The 20860-nt window shown below is 40.9% G+C and carries 24 protein-coding genes; 11 read left to right on the forward strand and 13 right to left on the reverse strand.

All coding sequences use genetic code 11. The annotated features are described in order from the left end of the window. Nucleotides 1–78: 78 nt before the first annotated feature. Entirely contained in the window at nucleotides 79–354 is a 276-nt protein-coding gene (locus Phpb_RS02410; RefSeq protein WP_240492385.1) for a hypothetical protein, read from the reverse strand. 620 nt (nucleotides 355–974) lie between these two features. Between Phpb_RS02410 and Phpb_RS02415 the strand changes: the two genes are divergently transcribed. From Phpb_RS02415 to Phpb_RS02455, 10 genes are all read left to right on the forward strand, one after another. Further along, nucleotides 975–1382 carry a hypothetical protein gene (locus Phpb_RS02415; protein WP_065389016.1) on the forward strand — a complete coding sequence of 136 codons (408 nt, stop codon included), beginning with the start codon at nucleotides 975–977 and terminating at the stop codon, nucleotides 1380–1382. Then, on the forward strand, nucleotides 1382–1882 hold the full coding sequence (locus Phpb_RS02420) for a phage tail protein (RefSeq protein ID WP_065389017.1): 501 nt from the start codon (nucleotides 1382–1384) through the stop codon (nucleotides 1880–1882). The genes Phpb_RS02415 and Phpb_RS02420 overlap by 1 nt, the downstream gene beginning before the upstream one ends. Then, nucleotides 1879–2478 (forward strand): tail fiber assembly protein, encoded by a 600-nt coding sequence (locus Phpb_RS02425; RefSeq protein WP_065389018.1) that lies wholly within the window; start codon nucleotides 1879–1881, stop codon nucleotides 2476–2478. Before Phpb_RS02420 ends, Phpb_RS02425 begins: the two co-directional genes overlap by 4 nt. Nucleotides 2479–3039: 561 nt before the next feature. Then, on the forward strand, nucleotides 3040–3759 hold the full coding sequence (locus Phpb_RS02430; RefSeq protein ID WP_065389019.1) for a gp53-like domain-containing protein: 720 nt from the start codon (nucleotides 3040–3042) through the stop codon (nucleotides 3757–3759). 152 nt (nucleotides 3760–3911) lie between these two features. Then, nucleotides 3912–5183: a phage tail protein gene (locus Phpb_RS26490; RefSeq protein WP_240492386.1), complete on the forward strand. Its 1272-nt coding sequence runs from the start codon at nucleotides 3912–3914 to the stop codon at nucleotides 5181–5183. 483 nt (nucleotides 5184–5666) lie between these two features. Then, nucleotides 5667–6494, forward strand: coding sequence for a phage tail protein (locus tag Phpb_RS02440; RefSeq protein WP_065389020.1), 828 nt, complete (start codon nucleotides 5667–5669; stop codon nucleotides 6492–6494). 19 nt (nucleotides 6495–6513) lie between these two features. Beyond that, a complete protein-coding gene (locus tag Phpb_RS27475; RefSeq protein ID WP_420848322.1) occupies nucleotides 6514–6582 on the forward strand; it encodes a tail fiber assembly protein in 69 nt (22 codons plus the stop codon). 372 nt (nucleotides 6583–6954) lie between these two features. Then, nucleotides 6955–7782, forward strand: a complete 828-nt coding sequence (locus tag Phpb_RS02445) for a phage tail protein (protein ID WP_065389021.1) — start codon at nucleotides 6955–6957, stop codon at nucleotides 7780–7782. Between the two features lies 1 nt (nucleotide 7783). After that, nucleotides 7784–8218, forward strand: coding sequence for a tail fiber assembly protein (locus Phpb_RS02450; RefSeq protein WP_065389022.1), 435 nt, complete (start codon nucleotides 7784–7786; stop codon nucleotides 8216–8218). A gap of 358 nt (nucleotides 8219–8576) precedes the next feature. Continuing rightward, nucleotides 8577–8837: a YfhL family 4Fe-4S dicluster ferredoxin gene (locus tag Phpb_RS02455; protein WP_065389023.1), complete on the forward strand. Its 261-nt coding sequence runs from the start codon at nucleotides 8577–8579 to the stop codon at nucleotides 8835–8837. Between the two features lie 2 nt (nucleotides 8838–8839). Here the strand turns inward: Phpb_RS02455 and acpS are convergent, their stop codons facing one another. The 11 genes from acpS to rpoE all read right to left on the reverse strand — a co-directional run bounded on the left by acpS (nucleotide 8840) and on the right by rpoE (nucleotide 18195). Next, nucleotides 8840–9220, reverse strand: coding sequence for a holo-ACP synthase (gene acpS / locus Phpb_RS02460; RefSeq protein WP_011147524.1), 381 nt, complete (start codon nucleotides 9218–9220; stop codon nucleotides 8840–8842). Further along, nucleotides 9220–9951, reverse strand: coding sequence for a pyridoxine 5'-phosphate synthase (pdxJ, locus tag Phpb_RS02465; RefSeq protein WP_040149407.1), 732 nt, complete (start codon nucleotides 9949–9951; stop codon nucleotides 9220–9222). The genes acpS and pdxJ overlap by 1 nt, the downstream gene beginning before the upstream one ends. A 69-nt stretch (nucleotides 9952–10020) precedes the next feature. Further along, nucleotides 10021–10746: a DNA repair protein RecO gene (gene recO, locus Phpb_RS02470; RefSeq protein ID WP_065389024.1), complete on the reverse strand. Its 726-nt coding sequence runs from the start codon at nucleotides 10744–10746 to the stop codon at nucleotides 10021–10023. Between the two features lie 11 nt (nucleotides 10747–10757). Then, nucleotides 10758–11666, reverse strand: coding sequence for a GTPase Era (gene era / locus Phpb_RS02475; protein ID WP_065389025.1), 909 nt, complete (start codon nucleotides 11664–11666; stop codon nucleotides 10758–10760). Continuing rightward, nucleotides 11663–12343, reverse strand: coding sequence for a ribonuclease III (rnc, locus tag Phpb_RS02480; RefSeq protein WP_046396035.1), 681 nt, complete (start codon nucleotides 12341–12343; stop codon nucleotides 11663–11665). The genes era and rnc overlap by 4 nt, the downstream gene beginning before the upstream one ends. 176 nt (nucleotides 12344–12519) lie before the next feature. Then, nucleotides 12520–13500: a signal peptidase I gene (gene lepB, locus Phpb_RS02485; protein ID WP_065389026.1), complete on the reverse strand. Its 981-nt coding sequence runs from the start codon at nucleotides 13498–13500 to the stop codon at nucleotides 12520–12522. A 20-nt stretch (nucleotides 13501–13520) separates the two neighbouring features. Beyond that, nucleotides 13521–15317, reverse strand: coding sequence for a translation elongation factor 4 (lepA, locus tag Phpb_RS02490; protein WP_065389345.1), 1797 nt, complete (start codon nucleotides 15315–15317; stop codon nucleotides 13521–13523). Nucleotides 15318–15509: 192 nt separating this feature from the next. Next, the gene (gene rseC / locus Phpb_RS02495; RefSeq protein ID WP_065389027.1) at nucleotides 15510–15974 is read right to left on the reverse strand and encodes a SoxR-reducing system protein RseC; all 465 of its coding nucleotides are present in this window, start codon (nucleotides 15972–15974) and stop codon (nucleotides 15510–15512) included. Next, nucleotides 15974–16930 carry a sigma-E factor regulatory protein RseB gene (gene rseB / locus Phpb_RS02500; RefSeq protein ID WP_065389028.1) on the reverse strand — a complete coding sequence of 319 codons (957 nt, stop codon included), beginning with the start codon at nucleotides 16928–16930 and terminating at the stop codon, nucleotides 15974–15976. The genes rseC and rseB overlap by 1 nt, the downstream gene beginning before the upstream one ends. Before the next feature lie 5 nt (nucleotides 16931–16935). Beyond that, entirely contained in the window at nucleotides 16936–17586 is a 651-nt protein-coding gene (gene rseA, locus Phpb_RS02505) for an anti-sigma-E factor RseA (RefSeq protein ID WP_065389029.1), read from the reverse strand. Between the two features lie 39 nt (nucleotides 17587–17625). Then, on the reverse strand, nucleotides 17626–18195 hold the full coding sequence (rpoE, locus tag Phpb_RS02510) for an RNA polymerase sigma factor RpoE (RefSeq protein ID WP_046396038.1): 570 nt from the start codon (nucleotides 18193–18195) through the stop codon (nucleotides 17626–17628). A 166-nt stretch (nucleotides 18196–18361) separates the two neighbouring features. Here rpoE and nadB point away from each other — a divergent pair, with 166 nt between their 5' ends. Beyond that, complete coding sequence (gene nadB / locus Phpb_RS02515) at nucleotides 18362–20002, forward strand: L-aspartate oxidase (RefSeq protein ID WP_065389030.1); 1641 nt, start codon at nucleotides 18362–18364, stop codon at nucleotides 20000–20002. A 67-nt stretch (nucleotides 20003–20069) separates the two neighbouring features. Here the strand turns inward: nadB and trmN are convergent, their stop codons facing one another. Beyond that, the gene (gene trmN, locus Phpb_RS02520) at nucleotides 20070–20804 is read right to left on the reverse strand and encodes a tRNA(1)(Val) (adenine(37)-N(6))-methyltransferase TrmN (RefSeq protein WP_065389031.1); all 735 of its coding nucleotides are present in this window, start codon (nucleotides 20802–20804) and stop codon (nucleotides 20070–20072) included. Nucleotides 20805–20860 lie beyond the last annotated feature (56 nt).

A 20860-nucleotide genomic window follows, 5' to 3' on the forward strand; every position in this document is an offset into this window, starting at 1 on the left:
GGTTTGGGATTTTTGGCAATTGATCAGATCGCAAAAATCGGACTGAGTTCCCTTCCAGTGATCTATTATTTTGAAAATTTATTTATAACATTGTAATGAATCAGTAAAAGTCTTATTAAGCGTTGCCAAATCACCATTATCCAAAACATCCTTTCCGCATTGCGTGGACATAAAATTAGCCACAACAGAAGCTATTGTTGATGACTGTCGTAATGCCTTATTTAACACATGAGTGGTTACATCATTTGGTGGAAACCCAGTTTTCAAACTTTGCTCTTCTTCATATCTTTCTTGACTGACTACATTAGCATCATTACTAATAGAAAATGCTTTAAAATCATTCTTGTTACTCATTCATCCTCCCGATAGAAAATAAAACATATTGTTATTACATATTTATTCGCACGGCAATTCACAAATATAAATCTAGCATAACCATATAAACAATCAATAAATTGGCTATAACATCCATACTATTAAAAACAAAGATTATTCACGAAATAAATCATTATCATACCGGTGATAAAAATAATATGACTATTCAACATCATATGTATTCAGTTATGAAATGACATTAATATGCTATCGAAATGAATAATTTAAGAAAACAACCAAGCATATTATTACTAATAATATACCATGTGGATTTCAATAGGTTAGATTTAACAGATAAAATCACCTGCATTATATGCAAACAAACAGTTATCATAATCCCTCCATCTCCAGATAAATATTTCGACATGGAAATTATTAAAGATAGTTAGTAGAAAATAAGACATTAATAACTTAGGTACATTTTCTATTGAAAAATATTGACTGCTTATTACTACCAACTACATGTAAATAGTTAATATCCTAAGTTATAAATCATTCCATTACTCCTTTCCTGAACTAAATTATAAATAAACGGACACTATCTTTACAAAAACTCAAAGCATGGTCTATAAATACATAACCTAATTTGAGGAAAATATATGAGCCCCAAAAATAACTTTAAGTATTTTTCTACTGGCAATAATGCCAATGTAGTAAATCAAGAAAAATACGAAAAAATCCTGAGTTTTTATGCTGGGTTTTTACCAAATAATATCCCTAATCACTTATTAAATAAAGCATTACGTCAATCGCCAATAATAATCTCTGTTGTGGCTAATTTCATCGCGACACAATCTGGTGATAATGTTCTCGATGATGGTGATATCGTTAAACTCAACACTCAATTAAATAAAGAATCAGAACAAAAAATCACAACTAAAATTTCCAATTACGTATTGAAAAAATTACAAAATTTAGCGGAAGTTTATCTTAGTGGAGGATTACCCGATATAAGGAAATCAAAGCCACATAACCTAGCGTTTAACCACATAATGAGGGCAGCATAATGAGTACGTTGTTACTTGAAGAAGTCCCAGTAGGAATACCCCTTCCCTGGCCGACTGACATACCACCAATCGGGTGGGTGAAATGCAATGGGGCGATCTTTGATCAAATTTTATATCCAAAATTAGCGCAAGCTTATCCTACGGGTAGATTACCTGATTTACGTGGTGAGTTTATCCGGGGCTGGGATGATGGGCGTGGGGTGGATCTTGGCCGATATCTATTATCCTGGCAACTGGCGGATATTGCTCCACATAGTCACAGGGTTGTTCGGATGTGGTCCCACTCAAATGGTGGAACCGATGGGGTGGGTGCGGCAGGCCGTATTCTCAATAGTGTCTACCAAAACGTTAACTACGGTATTGATCCGCGCGGACTAGGTATCGCTATCGGTATGGGATCTGGTGGTTACGGTTATATGGATAATGTGATTGCCGCTTCAACGGGAATAGAAACACGTCCACGAAATGTGGCATTTAATTACATTGTGAGGATTGCATGATGAATAAAGCTGTACTGGATAAAAATAATATTGCCATCAGTGCCGGAAGTATCGTTGTGTTTAATTACGATGCGATTACGCTGGAATATTTAAACAGTTCTGATGAGTACCTTCCCGTTGGTATCGGCCTTCCGGCCAACTCCTGCACAGACGCGCCACCTGAAACCCAAGAGGGATATATCGCCTGCCGTTCATCTGATTTAACCGGCTGGCAAATTGTGCCAGATTATCGCGGAAAAATAGCTTACGATACCCAAACTAGGGAACAGAAGGAAATCATTAAACCAGATGAATTACCAGAAACACTAACATTCAAACAACCAAGCACCGATTTTGATAAGTGGAATGGTGAAAAATGGATAACGGACATTAAAGCCCAAAAAGACAGTCAAATTAAACAAGCAGAGCAACAACGTGTCGTTCTTCGCCAACAAGCTGATGAAGCCATAACTTTATTACAATATGCTATTGAGACTGAGATGGCCTCAGACGCGGAGAAAGCATTATTACTTGCCTGGAAGAAGTATGTGGTATTACTGAGCCGTATTGATATTTCAATGATTTCAGATATTGAATGGCCACAAATACCAGAATAATATAATTATCAAGACCGGGCATTATTCTATCCCCGATATTTTTTCAGTGATAATAATGACTATTTTGACCGACCGATTTTCGATATCTTTGAAGTCTCAATCCGGTCAAGTACGATTCACGATTAGAATTTAGGGCTGCATAGCAGCCCTTTTTTCATTTTATTTTTCAGGAGATAACTCATCTATATTTATGGAACAAACATAAAAAAACATAATAACCTAACCAATAGATAAAATATCAATATTTTCGTAGCTGCTATTTTTACACCCTATGTTTTAATAAAACTTATGAAAACCATTAGAAAAATTGCCGAAAGAAATAAGACAAAATAATTTTCAGACATGAAACATAAACATCTTGAATATGCTTTCGATTACAAGATGTTAAACAATTTATTGTCATCAGTCATACATAAATAATCAATCGATTAAGTTATAATATAATCTTACCATCCTCTTTTTGGAGTAAACTATAATTGAAATCAATCTCAACAAATTACCTATATTATAACTAAACATGTCAATTATAACAGAGCATTACTTTATTTAAGGAAAGTGTACATGAGCCCAAAGAACGATTTTAAATCTTTTTCTATTAATAATAATGCCAACGTAGTGAGTCAACAAGAATATGAAAAAAGTCAGAATTTACAAACCGGGTTTCCCCCAGAAGATATTACTACTCATGTGTTAAATAAAGCATTACGTCAATCATCAACAATAGCCTCAGCCGTGGCTGATTTTATCGCGACACAATCTGGCGATGATGTTCTGGATGATGGAGATATTGTTAAACTGATCACACAATTAAATAGAGCGTTAGAACGAAAGATTATCACTAAAATTTCCAACTCCGCATTGGAAAAAGCACAAAACGGCGCGGATATTCCTGATAAAAATGCGTTTGTGAAAAACTTAGGTTTAAATGAAGCTGCAAAACGGGAAATAGGAATTGGAGTTAATCAAGTTCCAGATATGTCGTTTTTCAACGCAAACCTAAATTCTACCGGCTGGCAAAAATTACCTTCGGGTTTAATTGAAATGTGGGGGTTTGTATTAGTTCACGGCTATGGTTCTATGGAGGCCGGATATTTAAATAAATTCCCAATACCATTTCCGAACGCATGTTTAAATATTGTGTTAGCTAACGGTGGTTATAACCCTCAAGACTCTGGAATATGTTCAGTACATGTAGTCGATCGGAGTCAGTTCCGATGTTATAGAAGCCCTACTAACCATCCTACGCCTGTTGGCGCTTATTTTAGGGCGATAGGATTTTAATTTATAAAGATCATGCCATGTTCACTTAATTAACATGTCAAAAAATCATGAACAATAAAAACCATGTATTCAACGCATTAAATAAGGAATCACTTTTACAATAATTCAATATGTTACTTATGAAGTTTATCACTTAATTTAAGGAGTATACTATGAGTCCTAAAAATGATTTTAAGGCTTTCTCTATTAGTCATAACGCCAATGTAGCGAGCCAAGAAGAATATGAAGAGAGTAAAAATTTGAAGACTGGGTTTGAACCCGATGGTATTACCACCCATATATTAAATAAGGCATTACGTCAATCATCCACGATATCCTCTGTAGTCGCTAATTTCATCGCGACACAATCTGGCAATGATGTTCTGGATGACGGAAATATAGAGAAACTCAACGCTCAATTAAATAATGCGCTGGAACAGAAAATGGCACCAAAGGTTCCTGATGCCTCATTAACTCAGAAAGGTATTGTTCAGCTTACCGATGTGGTTGGTAATAGTAATTCACTCGCGGCAACTCAGAAGCTTGTTTCTGATGTAAATGATAATGCTAACAATAGATTAGCCAAAGACCAAAATGGGGCGGATATTCCCAATAAAAATGAGTTTGTGAAAAATCTCGATTTGTTGGAAACCGTCAATCTGGCGAAAGATGCTGTGCCGAATAGCAGGAAAATTAATGGTAAGGCGCTGACTGGCGATATCAATTTAGCGGCTGGCGATGTGGGAGCATTTAGGCTCGGATTAACAGGAAAAAATTCTGTTGATAATCAGGTCCCGTGGAACGCAGATTCAGGGTCATATGACTTACTGAATTCGAAATTTAGTGATCATGTTGTGCACTTCTATAATGGAGTTGGGAATTGTCCGGCTTTTCAGTTGAAAGTCCATTACAAAAACGGGGGGATTGCTTATCGCTCGGCGCGCGATAATTATGGATTTGAAGAGGATTGGACTAATATTTATACAACAAAAAACAAACCTACCGTAAATGAACTTGGTTTATCAGACACCGTAGCATTGGCAAGAAACGCGGTTCCTAATAGCAGGAGAATTAACGGCAAAGCGCTAACTGAAGACATCAATGTGGTAGCCGGAGATGTGGGGGCGTTTTCACGTGCGGAAGTTGACGAGCGATATCAAAAGAAAGGCCCTAATCAGTGGTGGCGGAAAATAGGAGCTGGCGGAGACAAAGGAAGTAGCATATCACTGAGTCAGGATATACGAGGCAGATGTATATATTTACGTACTGTTAGCCAAGGTATATTTTTATCTTTACAAATGCCTCCGATCGACAATATTTTGGTTGGTACAGGGTATGGTTCAAAAGGATGGCTCGTTGTGCATTCGTCAGATGCAGGGCTGAGGTTATCTATAGTAAACCAAGAGGATTGTCCTGATATTACAGAAATTTATATTGCTGATTAAAATTATGGGCTGCATAGCAGCCCTTTTCCCATTTTATTTTTTAGCAAAAAATTTATCCCTCTATTTGATAGAAATATTTATCTATATTTATCGAACAAACAAAAAAAATATAATAATTCAATCAACAGACAAAACAATACTATTTTCGTAACCACTATTCTGACACCATCTATTTTAATAAAACTTGTTAAAACCGTTTGAAAATTGACAAAATAGACAAAATAGACAAAATAGACAAAATAGACAAGATAAAATAATTTACAAATGTAAAATAAAAAACTTTGAATATGCTTTCTATTACAAGACGTTAAACGATTTATTACCGTCAGCCACATACAAACAATCAATCGATTGATTAATAATGTAATCTTATTATCCTATTTTTGGCGTAGACTATAATTGAAATCAATCTCGATAAATTACCTGTACTATAACTCAATATGTTAATTATAAAAGAATATTATTTACTTAAGGAATATATGTATGAGTCCTAAGAATGATTTTAAAGCGTTTTCTACTAGCAATAATGCTAATGTAGCCAGTCAAGAAATATACGAAAAAAGTCCGAATTTACAAACTGGATTTCCTCCAGAAAATATTACCTCTCATATATTAAATAAAACATTACGCCAGTCGTCCACAATAGCCTCTGTTGTCGCTGATTTTATTGCGACAGAATCTGGCAGTGATGTCTTAGATGATGGTAATATAGCCAAACTCACTACACAATTAAATAAAGCGTTAGAAAAAAAAATTACAACAAAAATTCCCGACGCCTCATTAACACAGAAAGGTATTATTCAGCTTACAAATGTGGTTGGCAATAGCAATACACTGGCTGCAACTCAGAAGCTGGTTTCCGATGTAAATGATAACGCCAATAAAAGACTAGAAAAAACGCAAAACGGCGCGGATATTCCAAATAAAAATGCGTTTGTGAAAAACTTAGGTTTAAATGAAGCGGCAAAACGGGAAGTGGGAACCGGAGTTAATCAAATTCCAGATATGTCATTTTTCACCTCAAACTTGGTTCAGAATGGTTGGCAAAAATTACCCTCAGGTTTAATTGAAATGTGGGGAATAGCAATAGTTTCTCTCGGTGGAAATCCTAATGGCGGATATATTAATAACTTTCCAATACCATTCCCAAATAAATGTTTTAGCATCACGTTAACTCACAATGATTGGGACCCCGGATCAGCAGGAATATTCGGGGCATCCGTATTAAATCAAAGTCAGTTCAAATGTTATAGAAGTTCTACCCCTTATGCACTTGATGTTTATACCTATTTTAGGGCAATAGGATATTAATTAAAAAAATTAATTTACCATCATGCTTAACCGGGTTGATACTTCAAACGCATCGGAAATTGACTGGCCAATTAAGCCATTATCGTAATTAATAAAAAGACCGGGATTCAGTCAGAACCCGGTCTTAATCATTTTATTGACTCTGGTATTTTGTCGTTATTCAACATAAAATATTAAACCAATTCAGTTATACCACATAACTCCCCTAGACCATAAATGTAATTAATAAACATCATTTTCAAACATTAAATGCAAATAGTTTAGAACCATTTTAGATTACAAAAAATTAACATGTTCATTACCAACAATTATATAAAAATAGTTAACCCTATAAGTTATAAGAATATTCCATTATTCTTTTTTCTAATTAAACTATAGCTGGTGTGAATAGGGAAAAATTATTTTTATAAAAATTCACTATATTGCTTATAAAATGCAGTACTTAATTGGAGAAAAATATATGAGTCAAAAGAATGATTTTAAGGCTTTTTCTATTAGTGAAAATGCAAATATAATGACCCAAGAAACATATGAAAAAGAACAAAAATTACAAACTGGGTTTCCAGCCGGGGATATTACCGCTGAACTATTAAATAAGGCATTACGTCAGTCGTCAACCATATCCACTGCCGTCGCTAATTTTATCGCAACACAATCTGGCGAGGATGTTCTGGACAATGGGGATATAGACAAACTCACCGCCCAATTCAAGAAAGCCTTAGAACAAAAAAATACAACCGAAATTCGCGATGCCTCATTAACAGAAAAAGGAATTATTCAGCTCACAGACCAAATAGGCAACAGTAATACACTCGCTTCAACTCAGAAACTTGTTTCTGATGTAAATGATAATGCTAATAATCGATTGGCAAAAGACCAAAACGGCGCAGACATTCCTGATAAAGCTGCATTTATAAAGAACCTTGGTTTATCAGATTCAACAAATATAACGATAGGGAATGGTGAAAATCAAGTGCCTAATATGTCGTTTTTCACCTCTAGCCTGAATCAGGTCGGATGGCAAAAATTACCTTCGGGCTTAATTGAAATGTGGGGAATAGCATCAGTTAAAGGCAATGCTTATGCCGAACCTGGTGCTTTAAATAACTTTCCAATCCCATTCCCGAATAAATGTCTCAACGTCACGTTAACTCACGTTGGTAACGCCCCGCAGCATGCGGGCACATTTTCAATAATGATGGTCAATAATGCCCAATTCCAATGTTTTAGCAGCATTCCAAATTTACAAATTCCTGTAGCAGCATTTTATAGAGCAGTAGGATATTAATATGAATGATAAAAATTATGTATTTAGCGCATTAAATAAGGCATTTTATCCGCTATTATTACAACAGAATTATATTGAAGCTGGCTCATGGCCAAATGACCCTTTACCTGTAACCGATGACATATTCAATGAGTTTGCAGGGGTCCCGCCTATAGGAAAAATACTTTCCTCTGGCGAAGATAGTCTTCCTTGTTGGGAAGATATTCCACCACCAACGAAAGAGGAGTTGATAGCTATAGCGGAAAGCCAAAAAGCGCAATTTATATCTCTTACAAATGAAAAAATAACCCCACTTTCTGACGCAGTAGAACTTGATATAGCAACAGACGAAGAGATGCTATTACTCAAAGAATGGAAAAAATACCGAATTATGCTTAACCGAGTTGACACTTCAAACGCACCAGAAATTGACTGGCCAACTCCGCCATTGTCATAATTAACAAAAAGACCGGGATTTAAACAGAACCCGGTCTTAATTATTTTATTATTGCTAATACTACAGCCATAAATATTCTGTTATAATTCGAACTATTCTCCCCCAAGACTTATTAATCCATGAAATATTGATGACCTTGCACATTATTGAAATTCCTTTATATAGCTAACCGGGTAATAAAGCTCATACATAAAGATTTTCTAAGATAAAAAATCCTATATGTTGTGGTTTAGTGTTGCTAGACTTGGTTTTTCAATGTAATTTATGCTGTATAGAAATATAAGAAGTGTGTAATAGCAAGGAATAAAAACCATCAATAACACACTGATTAAAAACAAAAATAAGTTAATTTATTGAAATGTCGTTATTAATCAAAAAAAGCTGTATTAATTGTGATATGTGTGAACCCGAATGTCCCAATCAAGCAATATCAATGGGAGATGAAATCTATGAAATCGACTCTGACCGTTGCACTGAATGCATCGGTCATTATGATGCGCCAACCTGCCAATCAGTCTGTCCGATAACTAATACCATTATCACCGATCCAGACCGACAAGAGACAGAAGAGCAATTGTGGGATAAATTTGTATTACTGCATCATGCAGATAAAATCTAAAATCAGCGCTCAAGAATAACGGTCGCACAAGCATAACGGCGCTCATCAGCTAATGTCACATGCAAAGAGGTCGCCCCTAATTGTTGAGCCAACGCTGCGGCCGCACCATAGAGCCGCAAAATCGGTTTTCCCAGCGCATCATTGACCACTTCAAACTGGTTAAATGCCAGCCCATTACGGATACCCGTTCCTAATGCCTTTGCTGCGGCTTCTTTTACCGCAAAGCGTTTAGCCAAAAAACGAACCGGCTTTTCATGTTGCTGATATTGTTCCCATTCTAATTCACTGAGAATGCGTTTTGCCAAGCGCTCGCCTGAGCGCTCGACAACCCCTTCAATACGGGCAATTTCAACAATATCTGTCCCTAACCCAATAATAGCCATTAACGGCGAGCTTTCCGCATTTGGGTTTTCATATCTGCCACCGCAGCGGTCAAACCACTGAATACCGCACGTCCAATAATGGCATGACCAATATTCAACTCATAAATTTCTGGCAGAGCGGCAATACGTTGCACATTATGATACGTCAGCCCATGACCCGCATTAACCGTTAGACCTTTGCTCGCTGCATAAGTCGCCGCTTCTTTAATACGATGAAACTCTTTTTCCTGTTCTACTTCATTTTCTGCATCGGCATAAGCACCTGTATGAATTTCAATGAAAGGTGCGCCAACTTCACTAGCCGCATCAATTTGTCGATGTTCCGCATCAATAAATAACGAGACAAGAATACCCGCATCAGATAGACGCTTAACCGCCGCAGCAACCTTATCTTTCTGACCAATAACATCTAAGCCCCCTTCTGTTGTCACTTCCTGCCGCTTTTCAGGCACCAAACAGCAAAATTCAGGTTTAATACGACAGGCAATATCCACCATTTCATCTGTCACGGCCATTTCAAGGTTCATCCGAGTCTGGATGGTTTTCTTCAACAATTCTACATCCCGATCGGTAATATGACGGCGATCTTCACGCAAATGAATGGTAATACCATCGGCTCCCGCTTGTTCCGCAACAAAAGCCGCTTGAACCGGATCAGGATAATTGGTACCGCGGGCATTGCGCACGGTCGCAATATGATCGATATTAACGCCTAATAATACTTCAGCCATATTTATCTCCTGTAGTCATATTAGAATATGACAAGTTTACACTTTCCATCTTGAAGAGAAACAAATTCATTAATTTTCTTTCTTTTCTGGCTTCTGATGTACAAACTGCCGAAATAATTCACGACTTTTTAAAGGCTTGCCACCTAGATAAGGTTTTAATGCCATACGCGTGAAACGCTTTGCCGCCTTTAATGTCGCAGAATCAGGGAATTCACGGGTTGCCAGTGATTTTAATTCGCGCCCGGTAAAACTGTAATGATCAACAACCAAACTGGCGATAAATCCTTTTTCTTCTCTATAACGGTAGGTCATCGTGTCGGCGACAGGTTCACCACTTCCCGCACAATGCAGATAATCAACGCCATAACCAAGATTTGCCAGCAACGCAAGTTCAAACCGACGTAATGCCTGTTCCGGTGTGTATTCACTGGCGGCAAGAACCTGCAAACATTGGAGATAATCAAAGAATAAAGCGGGATACGCCGTTCCTTGTTCAAGCACCCTTGACAACAATTCATTGATATATAAACCGCTGTACAGCACACTGCCGGTAAGAGGAAGGGCCAGAGAGATAGGGTCCGCATCACGCAGCGTTTTAATCGCCCCCCGCCCACTCCAACGAACCAGCAATGGGGTAAATGGCTGTAAACAGCCTTTCAAATTGGAACGACGGCTACGCGCACCTTTTGCCAACACGCTAATCCGCCCTTCATTCTCAGTGAACAGATCCAGTAATAAACTGGTTTCACTGTAAGGACGCCCATGAAGAACAAAAACACGTTGCCAACCGTCCACAGGAAGATGCCTTATTTCAAATCATCAACGTAACCCAAGCTACGTAACGCTCGCTCATCATCAGCCCAACCCGCTTTAACTTTAACCCACAGTTCTAAGTGGATTTTTACCTCAAACAGCCTTTCCATATCCTGACGGGCCTCAATACCAATGGTCTTGATTTTACTGCCTTTATTACCAATAACCATTTTCTTCTGGCCTTCACGCTCAACCAGAATTAAGCCGTGGATATTGTAACCACCGCGCTCATTCGCCACGAACTGCTCAATTTCAACCGTGACAGAATATGGCAATTCATCACCAAGAAAACGCATAAGCTTTTCTCGGATGATTTCAGAAGCCATAAACCGCTGAGAACGGTCAGTAATATAATCTTCCGGGAAATGGTGAGTCGCTTTCGGTATATATCCGCGCACAATTTTGGCAATCGTATCAACATTCATGCCTTTTTCAGCGCTCATGGGGACAACATCAAGAAAACTCATCTGTTTACTGAGAAAACCAATATGTGGCAACAAGCTGGTCTTATCGGTCACGTTATCCACTTTATTGATAGCCAGTAAAACCGGACACCGCAGATTACGCAGTTTGTTGAGTACCATCTCGTCATCCGGGGTCCAATGAGTCCCTTCGACAACAAAAATAACCAACTCCACATCACCGATAGAACTGCTGGCCGCCCGGTTCATCAGTCGGTTAATCGCCCGTTTTTCTTCAATATGTAATCCAGGCGTATCCACATAAATCGTCTGATAAGCCCCTTCAGTATGGATACCCATAATACGGTGACGGGTGGTCTGAGGTTTACGAGAAGTAATAGATACTTTTTGACCTAAAAGCTGATTTAGCAACGTGGATTTTCCCACATTAGGCCGTCCAACTATTGCAACAAATCCGCAATAGGTTTCTTGTTCGCTCATTCAAGCTCCAATTGTTTTAATGCTTGCTCAGCCGCCGCCTGTTCCGCTTTGCGACGGCTAGAGCCTGTTCCTTTAACCGGCAGTTCGATACCACTCACTTGACAGTGAATAGTAAATTCTTGGTCGTGAGCTTCACCACGAACCATAACAACCAGATATGATGGCAGAGGCAGATGATGCCCCTGCAAATATTCCTGTAAACGGGTTTTCGGATCTTTCTGTTTGTCGCCAGGACTGATTTCATTCAAGCGGGTTTCGTACCATCTCAGGATAATTCTTTCAATAGTCTGAATATCGCTATCAAGAAAAATCGCACCAATCAATGCTTCGACGGTATCAGCCAGTATTGATTCACGACGGTAGCCGCCGCTTTTCAGTTCCCCCGGCCCTAAACGAAGGCATTCACCTAATTCAAATTCCCTTGCTAATTCAGCCAGTGTATTACCACGCACCAATGTAGCGCGCATGCGGCTCATATCCCCCTCATCAACCCGAGGAAAACGATGATATAACGCATTGGCAATAACAAAACTCAGGATTGAGTCACCAAGGAATTCCAGCCTCTCATTATGTTTACTGCTGGCACTACGGTGAGTTAACGCTTGTATCAGCAGATCATGCTGATCAAAAGTGTACCCCAGCTTACGCTGCAATCTGTTAATTACGATGGGATTCATGTGCTACCAATATCGGTCAGAATTCGTCAAATAAAAACGCACACGCAACAGACCTGTTACAGAAACCCCTGACAAAACTGTTGCGTTTGCACTGGCCCCTTATAGGAGCCAGTCATTAAGTTTGAAAGGACATTCTACACTGTGAGTAAAATTAATGCTTCGCTAATATAAAAATATTAATTAATTCCACCAATACGGCTGAAGCGAACTCCGGTAGGCCATTCCCCTTCCTGTTTTTCAAAACTCATCCAGATGGCGGAAGCGCGACCAACTAGATTCTTCTCAGGGACAAAACCCCATACACGGCTATCAGCGCTATTATCACGGTTATCACCCATCATAAAATAGTGGCCTTCGGGCACAATCCACATTCCCTCCGGCAAGCCAGGCTGACGGAAATTAGGTACCGATAGTACACCTGGAATCTCCAAAATATGGTGGGTTGCCGCGTTCAGATTTTCAATCCGTTCACCCTGCCGCATACTGTAAGGCGGCAATGTTTCTTCAACGGGAATTTGAAAAACACCTATCTTTTTCAGACTTTCACCCTTGGAATCGACGCCATACTGCTGCATTGTCCACTCACTTGGGAATAGTGAACCGTAAGAAACCGGTAATTCTTCCTGACAATTCCCTGTGTTGCTGCAATTAGAAAAAATACGCAGCTCTTTCTTTGCCGGATCATAAATAATTTTATCGCCCGGTAAACCAATCACCCGTTTGATGTAGTCAAAACTGGGGTCCAACGGGTATTTAAATACGGCGACATCACCACGCTTTGGTTCGCCGGTCTTAATCAATGTTGTTTGAGTGATAGGATCTTTCAATCCGTATGAATATTTTTCCACCAGAATGAAATCACCAATCAATAAAGTCGGCATCATGGAACCCGATGGAATCTGAAAAGGCTCATAAACAAAAGAGCGCAGAATCAGAACCACCGCTAACACAGGAAAAATAGATGAACAAGTATCCACCCATGTTGGCTTGTTAATAGTCTCAGCCAGATGCTCCTGATCCATTGTACCTTCAGTCAACTCTTGCAATCTGGCAAGTTTTTTCTTGCGCGCTGGTGCCCATTTGAAACGATCAATACACCAAATAATGCCGGTGACTAACGTTGCCAACGTTAGGATCAGGGCAAAAGTGTTAGCCATTTAGACTCCTTACAAGCTTATTAATTGTCTTTACCAACATGAAGAATGGCTAAGAAAGCTTCCTGTGGTAACTCAACGTTACCCACTTGTTTCATACGTTTCTTACCCTCTTTCTGTTTCTGCAATAGCTTTTTCTTACGGCTGACGTCACCACCATAACACTTCGCCAAGACGTTTTTACGCAATTGCTTCACTGTTGAGCGAGCAATAATATGATTACCAATCGCAGCCTGAATTGCGATATCGAACTGCTGACGAGGAATAAGTTCTTTCATCTTCTCCACCAGCTCCCGGCCACGGTACTGCGCATTGCCACGGTGAGTAATCAACGCCAATGCATCAACTCGTTCACCGTTAATCAATACATCCACACGAACCATATCAGATGACTGGAAACGAGTGAAATTATAATCCAGTGAAGCATAACCGCGAGAGGTAGATTTCAATCGATCGAAGAAGTCCAAAACCACTTCTGCCATCGGTATTTCGTAAGTCAGTGCAACCTGTTTACCGTGGTAAACCATGTTGGTTTGCATCCCGCGTTTCTCAACACATAAGGTAATAACGTTCCCCAAGTACTCCTGAGGCAACAGCATATGGCACTCAGCAATGGGCTCACGCAACTCTTCAATATTATTCAGCGGTGGTAGCTTAGAGGGACTATCCACATAGACAATATCGCGGCTAGTTGTCTCCACTTCATAAACAACCGTTGGCGCCGTGGTAATAAGGTCGAGATCATATTCACGTTCCAGACGTTCTTGAATAATCTCCATATGCAACAGACCAAGGAAACCGCAGCGGAAACCAAAACCCAGTGCAGAAGAACTTTCTGGCTCATAAAATAGTGAAGCGTCATTCAGACTCAATTTACCTAATGCATCACGGAACGCTTCATAGTCATCAGAACTAACAGGGAACAGCCCTGCATAAACCTGCGGCTTCACTTTTTTAAAACCCGGAAGTGGTTTTTCCGCAGGTTGACGGGCCAATGTCAAGGTATCCCCAACGGGCGCGCCAAGAATGTCTTTAATTGCACAAACCAACCAACCCACTTCGCCACAATCTAATACATCGCGATCAACACGCTTAGGGGTGGAAATGCCAAGGCGTTCGGCGTTATACACCTGACCGGTACTCATCACCTTGATTTTATCACCCTTACGTAAAGTGCCGTTTTTAATCCGCACCAGGGAGACAACACCAAGGTAATTATCAAACCATGAATCAATGATAAGAGCCTGTAATGGCGCGTCAGGATCACCTTCCGGCGCGGGAATCTCTTTAACCAAGCGCTCAATGACGTCTTGTACACCGACACCCGTTTTGGCTGAACAACGCACTGCATCAGTAGCATCAATTCCGACGATATCTTCGATCTCTTCCGCTACACGCTCAGGCTCTGCCGCCGGCAAATCGATTTTGTTCAGCACAGGAACAACTTCTAGATCCATATCCAACGCGGTATAACAGTTAGCCAACGTCTGGGCTTCCACTCCCTGTCCCGCATCAACCACCAGCAATGCCCCTTCGCAGGCAGCTAATGAGCGGGAAACTTCATATGAGAAATCAACGTGCCCCGGCGTATCGATAAAGTTTAATTGATAAAATTGCCCATCATTCGCCTTGTAATCCAAGGTAACACTTTGGGCCTTAATGGTGATACCACGCTCACGCTCAAGATCCATTGAATCCAGCACTTGTTCTGCCATCTCACGATCTGTTAAGCCACCGCAAATTTGAATAATACGGTCAGATAACGTCGACTTACCGTGGTCAATGTGAGCAATAATGGAGAAATTTCGTATTTGCTTCATTATAAATATTTTTCTGCCTTGATATTTCTGAATCATTCGCCTAATGGACACACAGAGGGACATAAAGCGACAGTTATTAGGTCGGCCACCGGCCTGAAAGGCTGTATTCTACATGCCAAATCTACGAAAACCTAGTCATGCCTGCGGCTTTAAGATGTGAATTGTTAAATGTCTTAGATGATGAAAATAGATTTATTCCCGCTGCTGAATGTGAATGGCATCAGGAGGCAAGCCGATTTGTAAAACGACAGGTTGATATTCCTGGCGATTATCCCAGTAAGCAGCGATTCTGCGGGCAAAGAAGAATCCTAACGCGCCGCCTAAAACACCGCCACAAAACACCCACAATTGATTGGTCACCCATAACTGAAAAAGCGCACCACCAAGGAATAACCCAATAAGCGGAGTCAGATAAACCAGCAACGCCGAACGCAGCAAGCTCCCTTCAGGGATACCAACTTCCACTTTTTGCCCCGGTTGCAATGGCTGTGAAATCTCCAGTTCAAGCTGATGTATGCCATCAGACCCTAATTTATTGAGTAAATAAGAACCACACGTCGCTCTCACCTGACAACTGCCACAGCCAGAAGAGGAACCATAACGTAATAATGCCCGCCCCTGTTGCCAGTGAATCACTGTCGCCCACTCTTTGACCATCAGTCAGCTCCTATAAATGCGACGCCAGCGGCGATACGCTTGGCGGTTGCCAATGGTAGTTCACCAATAATTGTCACCTCATTTGCTCCACGTATCACACTATAAATCGTTCGAGGCCCGCCACGGAGAGGATACTCCAACTTACCGGTTTTATTAGCGTTAGTCACATTCACAGAAAAGCTGAATAAGCCATCGCTAAACATAATGGATTCAAGTGAGCCACTATTTGACAATTTACGACGATTACGTGAAACCTCAACGAAACCAGCCGGCAATTTACCCACTTTCCAATTAAATACGACCTTCTCTGACGGTGGAATGACCAGCATTGGCGGCATATTTAAGCGAGTAATCACACTCATTGCATCATTGATGCCCCCACCAATGGTAGAAGAAACCACCCTAAATTGTTCAAGCGCCTCACTATCACGATCAAGTAAATCAATACGTAATGGTAAATGAGTCTCTTCGTCGATTAGTAAAATATAATTATAACGCACTTCATCTTTTGAGGTGATACGTACAACCCTACAGGGCCTATCACCGATATGGGTACGACCAGCATCAATAAAATTGTAGTATTTTTTCAACTGATTGAAGTCAGCAAAAATGACGGCTGGTAAATAATCAATAATATGATTACCGCTAAGACTGAAAGCATCCAATCCGGGTTCAAAATAACTGATCTCATTACCACGCTGGACAATCTCCCGACGAGAACCATCCATCTGCATAATCTGAGCAATTGGAATACCACCGATAACAGCGTGGCGATAACGAACTGAGACGATAGCCTGTTGGTTGAGATTTATAAAAGCAAGCTCGTAAGTCAGAGACTGAGTAGCATTACCCATCTCCTGCAACAAAACCTCAGCGCCGCTAAGCTGCGCCGAGGCTTGTAAAGGAGCAAACAGACAGCCCGCTAGCAAACAGACGGAAAACCAAATACGTTTCATTACTGCTATTGTGTTCCCAAAGATTGCGTCCCGGGAACTGGAATAGCAACCTGTGGTGAAATTCCCCGTTCATCATTTTGCTTAAAATGCACACGGCGATCGAGTTCATATTGTTGCAGCATGATGTTAATACGTTTATTACGTTCCTGCATTTGAATGCGCTGATCATTGCCAAACAGATCATCACCGGAAGGCACTCCCAAACTCACCGGAGAAGCCGATCCCATCATTGGCAAAGTGTTAAATGCGGGCGTATCGGATTGATATTCAAGATCCTCAGCACTATGACTGTTGTACTGCTGTACACCAACCAATACTGCCAGCGAAACACAGGCTGCGACACTCACTTGAACCATTTGACTCACCCAAGGGCGAAACTTTTGCCAGAACGGCATTTTTTGCCAGCTCTCTGGTTGAGGTTGAGATTCAGGAATAGCCCCAGCAATAGAATGAACTGGCTCTTTTTCAAGAGCCAATGCAACCCGACTGGCAATATCCAGATGCAATACTTCTGCCACATCACCGCGCAATGTGTCACGGATCAAGTGGTAATTTTCCCAGCGTTTCTGCATTACAGAATCTTTAGACAAAATACTAACGACTTCACTATCAAGAGTTTCGCCATCCATCAATGCGGAAAGTTTTTCTCTTTGCATGTCAAAGTACCCTTCAGTATTGTTCCACTATTTTTAATTTTAAATCAGTGGTTGAATGTTATCATCAATGGCTTCCCTTGCACGGAAGATGCGGGAACGAACCGTACCTACCGGACAATTCATAATGGTAGCTATTTCTTCATAGCTTAACCCATCTAATTCCCTCAGCGTTATTGCTATTCGCAAATCTTCGGGAAGAGATTCAATGGTGCGGAAAACCACCTGCCTCAATTCTTCTGACAACATTAAGTTCTCAGGGTTCGAAATTTCTTTTAATCCATTCGAAATTTCATAATTTTCTGCGTCACTGGCATCCAAATCACTGGACGGCGGACGGCGCCCTTGAGCGGTCAGATAATTCTTCGCAGTATTTACTGCTATACGATACAACCAAGTATAAAAAGCACTATCACCACGAAATGAAGCCAATGCCCGATAGGCTTTAATAAATGTTTCCTGAGCAACGTCAGGAACATCACCCTGCGGAATATAGCGGGATAAAAGACTCGCTACTTTATGCTGATATCTGACTACCAGTAGGTTAAACGCCTTTTGGTCACCTGTCTGCACTCGCTCAACCAGCATTTGATCCGTTAACTGCTCGCTCATCCGAGGTTAAATCTCCCGAAGCAAAGCTCCACATTGATATTTACTGAACTAACCATGATGTCCTATTCCCAAGCAAGCATGGCTTTGAGTAATAAAATTCTGCGAAGTTCAATTTCCGCCATCATTTTGTTGCAATCATCGCCTTTCTCATATCTGATAGGCTAACATGATTTTTACCCATCTTCTTCATACATCATCAATTATGCAATCATTATTCTCACAACATTACAGCGATGTACTTATTATCGGCAGCGGTGTCGCCGGCCTATCTCTGGCTTTACGGCTGGCCTCACAATATAAAGTCACTGTATTAAGTAAGAGTATTCTCAGCGAAGGGGCATCCTATTATGCACAGGGCGGTATCGCCGCGGTATTTGATAAAACAGACAGTATCGAATCTCATGTTGAAGATACCCTTATCGCTGGAGCTGGACTTTGCGATAAAAGCGCTGTTGAGTTTATCACCAGCAATGCCCGTCCTTGCGTGCAATGGCTGGTTGATCAAGGTGTTATGTTCGATACAGAAACTAGCGAAGAGGGAGAAACACAATATCATCTGACCCGTGAAGGTGGTCACAGCCATCGTCGTATTCTGCATCATGCTGATACAACGGGCAAAGAGGTAGAAACGACGCTAGTTGATAAAGCGATGTCTCATCCGAATATCACGGTGAGAGAGCGCTGCAATGCGGTTGATTTAATTACTTCAAATAAAGCCCGGTTAGATGGTGAGAACCGAGTCGTCGGCGCTTATATCTGGAACCGTCAGCAAGAACAGGTGGAAACTTATCGCGCTAAGGTCGTGGTACTGGCAACAGGCGGGGCGGCTAAAGTCTATCAATATACGACAAATCCCGATATCTCATCCGGCGATGGCATTGCAATGGCATGGCGTGCGGGCTGCCGTATCGCCAATCTGGAATTTAACCAGTTTCACCCAACCTGCCTATTCCATCCTCAGGCACGCAATTTCTTGTTGACAGAGGCCCTGCGAGGTGAAGGGGCATATCTGAAACGACCGGATGGTAGCCGTTTTATGCCTGATTTTGATGAACGAGCTGAACTAGCCCCTCGCGACATCGTAGCGCGAGCAATTGACCATGAAATGAAACGCCTTGGTGCTGACTGTATGTTTCTGGATATCAGCCACAAACCAGCGGATTTCATTACCCAGCATTTTCCAATGATTTATGAAAAATTGCTGACGCTGGGCTTTGATCTAACAAAAGAACCGATCCCAATCGTTCCTGCCGCCCATTACACTTGCGGTGGTATTGTTGTCGATCACCAGGGACGCACTGACCTCGACAACTTATATGCTATCGGTGAAGTCAGCTATACGGGCCTACACGGAGCAAACCGTATGGCGTCTAATTCTCTGCTGGAGTGTCTGGTATATGGTTGGTCTGCTGCGGAGGATATCCAACAACAGATTGAAAAAATAGGAGAAGTGCCGCAACTCCCCTTCTGGGATGAGAGCCGTGTTGACAATTCAGATGAACAGGTCGTCATTCAGCACAACTGGCATGAATTACGTCTATTTATGTGGGATTACGTCGGCATTGTGCGTACAACCAAACGCCTGGAACGAGCACTACGCCGTATTAATATGCTGCAACAGGAAATTCACGATTATTATTCCAATTTCAGGATTTCTAACAATCTGCTGGAATTGCGAAATCTGGTGCAAGTCTCTGAATTAATCGTGCGTTGTGCGTTAGAAAGGAAAGAGAGCCGAGGTCTGCATTTCACATTGGATTATCCCGATTTACTGCCAGAGTCAAAACCAACGATTTTGACACCCTGATTTTTGCTGGCAAAACCTCTGCATGACCACGCTTCGGCGTGGTTCTTTCAATAATACAATAAATAATTTAACAATAGAGATAGAAATCCGTCACCAATTGCTGAAATTCTCGCGTATATGCACCGTCTGGCTGACGAATAGTCAATTCACTGATCAAGCCAGTTTTTTCCTTACGGGAAAATGCCAATAGCATCCGATGCAATGGCTTGCTTTGCCTGTCGCGGATATTAACCCGACGATGGGAAAACCAGCCCAAACAACATGCCATTGTTTCAAATTCCTCACCAATGGCATATGGCAATACCACACAAAACAGACCATCCGCTGTAATCAACTTCTCTGCATATTGCAATAACCGCCGGTGAGTCAGCGACCCCGTATAACGCGCCTGTTCCCTCGCCTCATTTCGACAAGCGACAGCCGGCTCAAAATAGGGAGGATTACTGACAATTAAGTCATAACATTGCGAATACTGTTCAGCGAAATCAGCAATATCCTGCTGATAAACACCTATTTTTCTCTGCCAGGGAGACTGTTCTGAATTATCTTGTGCCTGCAATGCGGCCGCTGTATCCAGCTCCACTGCGTCAATTTTGGTATTCTCATCGGTACGCTGCGCTAACATCAACGCAATGAGCCCACTGCCACAGCCGATATCCAAAATCGCTTTTTTGTCACTCACCTGAGCCCATGCTCCCAATAAAACGCCATCAGTCCCGACTTTCATCGCACACCGATCATGACCAACAAAAAATTGCTTGAAAGTAAATCCATCCCGGCGTAAAGGTCGTTTCTGTTTCAAATTAATAACCTATATCTATTTAGCACAATAAATTTCGCTACAGGATAAGGGTTATT

It is taken from the genome of Photorhabdus namnaonensis, assembly GCF_001684335.1.
GTDB lineage: Bacteria > Pseudomonadota > Gammaproteobacteria > Enterobacterales > Enterobacteriaceae > Photorhabdus > Photorhabdus namnaonensis.

What these genes read in the sequence shown, in the direction of transcription:
- Phpb_RS02410 (WP_240492385.1), bottom strand. Translation starts at nt 354, where the DNA reads ATGAGTAACAAGAATGATTTTAAAGCATTTTCTATTAGTAATGATGCT.
- Phpb_RS02415 (WP_065389016.1), top strand. Translation starts at nt 975, where the DNA reads ATGAGCCCCAAAAATAACTTTAAGTATTTTTCTACTGGCAATAATGCC.
- Phpb_RS02420 (WP_065389017.1), top strand. Translation starts at nt 1,382, where the DNA reads ATGAGTACGTTGTTACTTGAAGAAGTCCCAGTAGGAATACCCCTTCCC.
- Phpb_RS02425 (WP_065389018.1), top strand. Translation starts at nt 1,879, where the DNA reads ATGATGAATAAAGCTGTACTGGATAAAAATAATATTGCCATCAGTGCC.
- Phpb_RS02430 (WP_065389019.1), top strand. Translation starts at nt 3,040, where the DNA reads ATGAGCCCAAAGAACGATTTTAAATCTTTTTCTATTAATAATAATGCC.
- Phpb_RS26490 (WP_240492386.1), top strand. Translation starts at nt 3,912, where the DNA reads ATGAGTCCTAAAAATGATTTTAAGGCTTTCTCTATTAGTCATAACGCC.
- Phpb_RS02440 (WP_065389020.1), top strand. Translation starts at nt 5,667, where the DNA reads ATGAGTCCTAAGAATGATTTTAAAGCGTTTTCTACTAGCAATAATGCT.
- Phpb_RS02445 (WP_065389021.1), top strand. Translation starts at nt 6,955, where the DNA reads ATGAGTCAAAAGAATGATTTTAAGGCTTTTTCTATTAGTGAAAATGCA.
- Phpb_RS02450 (WP_065389022.1), top strand. Translation starts at nt 7,784, where the DNA reads ATGAATGATAAAAATTATGTATTTAGCGCATTAAATAAGGCATTTTAT.
- Phpb_RS02455 (WP_065389023.1), top strand. Translation starts at nt 8,577, where the DNA reads ATGTCGTTATTAATCAAAAAAAGCTGTATTAATTGTGATATGTGTGAA.
- acpS (WP_011147524.1), bottom strand. Translation starts at nt 9,220, where the DNA reads ATGGCTATTATTGGGTTAGGGACAGATATTGTTGAAATTGCCCGTATT.
- pdxJ (WP_040149407.1), bottom strand. Translation starts at nt 9,951, where the DNA reads ATGGCTGAAGTATTATTAGGCGTTAATATCGATCATATTGCGACCGTG.
- era (WP_065389025.1), bottom strand. Translation starts at nt 11,666, where the DNA reads ATGAGCGAACAAGAAACCTATTGCGGATTTGTTGCAATAGTTGGACGG.
- rnc (WP_046396035.1), bottom strand. Translation starts at nt 12,343, where the DNA reads ATGAATCCCATCGTAATTAACAGATTGCAGCGTAAGCTGGGGTACACT.
- lepB (WP_065389026.1), bottom strand. Translation starts at nt 13,500, where the DNA reads ATGGCTAACACTTTTGCCCTGATCCTAACGTTGGCAACGTTAGTCACC.
- lepA (WP_065389345.1), bottom strand. Translation starts at nt 15,317, where the DNA reads ATGAAGCAAATACGAAATTTCTCCATTATTGCTCACATTGACCACGGT.
- rseC (WP_065389027.1), bottom strand. Translation starts at nt 15,974, where the DNA reads ATGGTCAAAGAGTGGGCGACAGTGATTCACTGGCAACAGGGGCGGGCA.
- rseB (WP_065389028.1), bottom strand. Translation starts at nt 16,930, where the DNA reads ATGAAACGTATTTGGTTTTCCGTCTGTTTGCTAGCGGGCTGTCTGTTT.
- rseA (WP_065389029.1), bottom strand. Translation starts at nt 17,586, where the DNA reads ATGCAAAGAGAAAAACTTTCCGCATTGATGGATGGCGAAACTCTTGAT.
- rpoE (WP_046396038.1), bottom strand. Translation starts at nt 18,195, where the DNA reads ATGAGCGAGCAGTTAACGGATCAAATGCTGGTTGAGCGAGTGCAGACA.
- nadB (WP_065389030.1), top strand. Translation starts at nt 18,362, where the DNA reads ATGATTTTTACCCATCTTCTTCATACATCATCAATTATGCAATCATTA.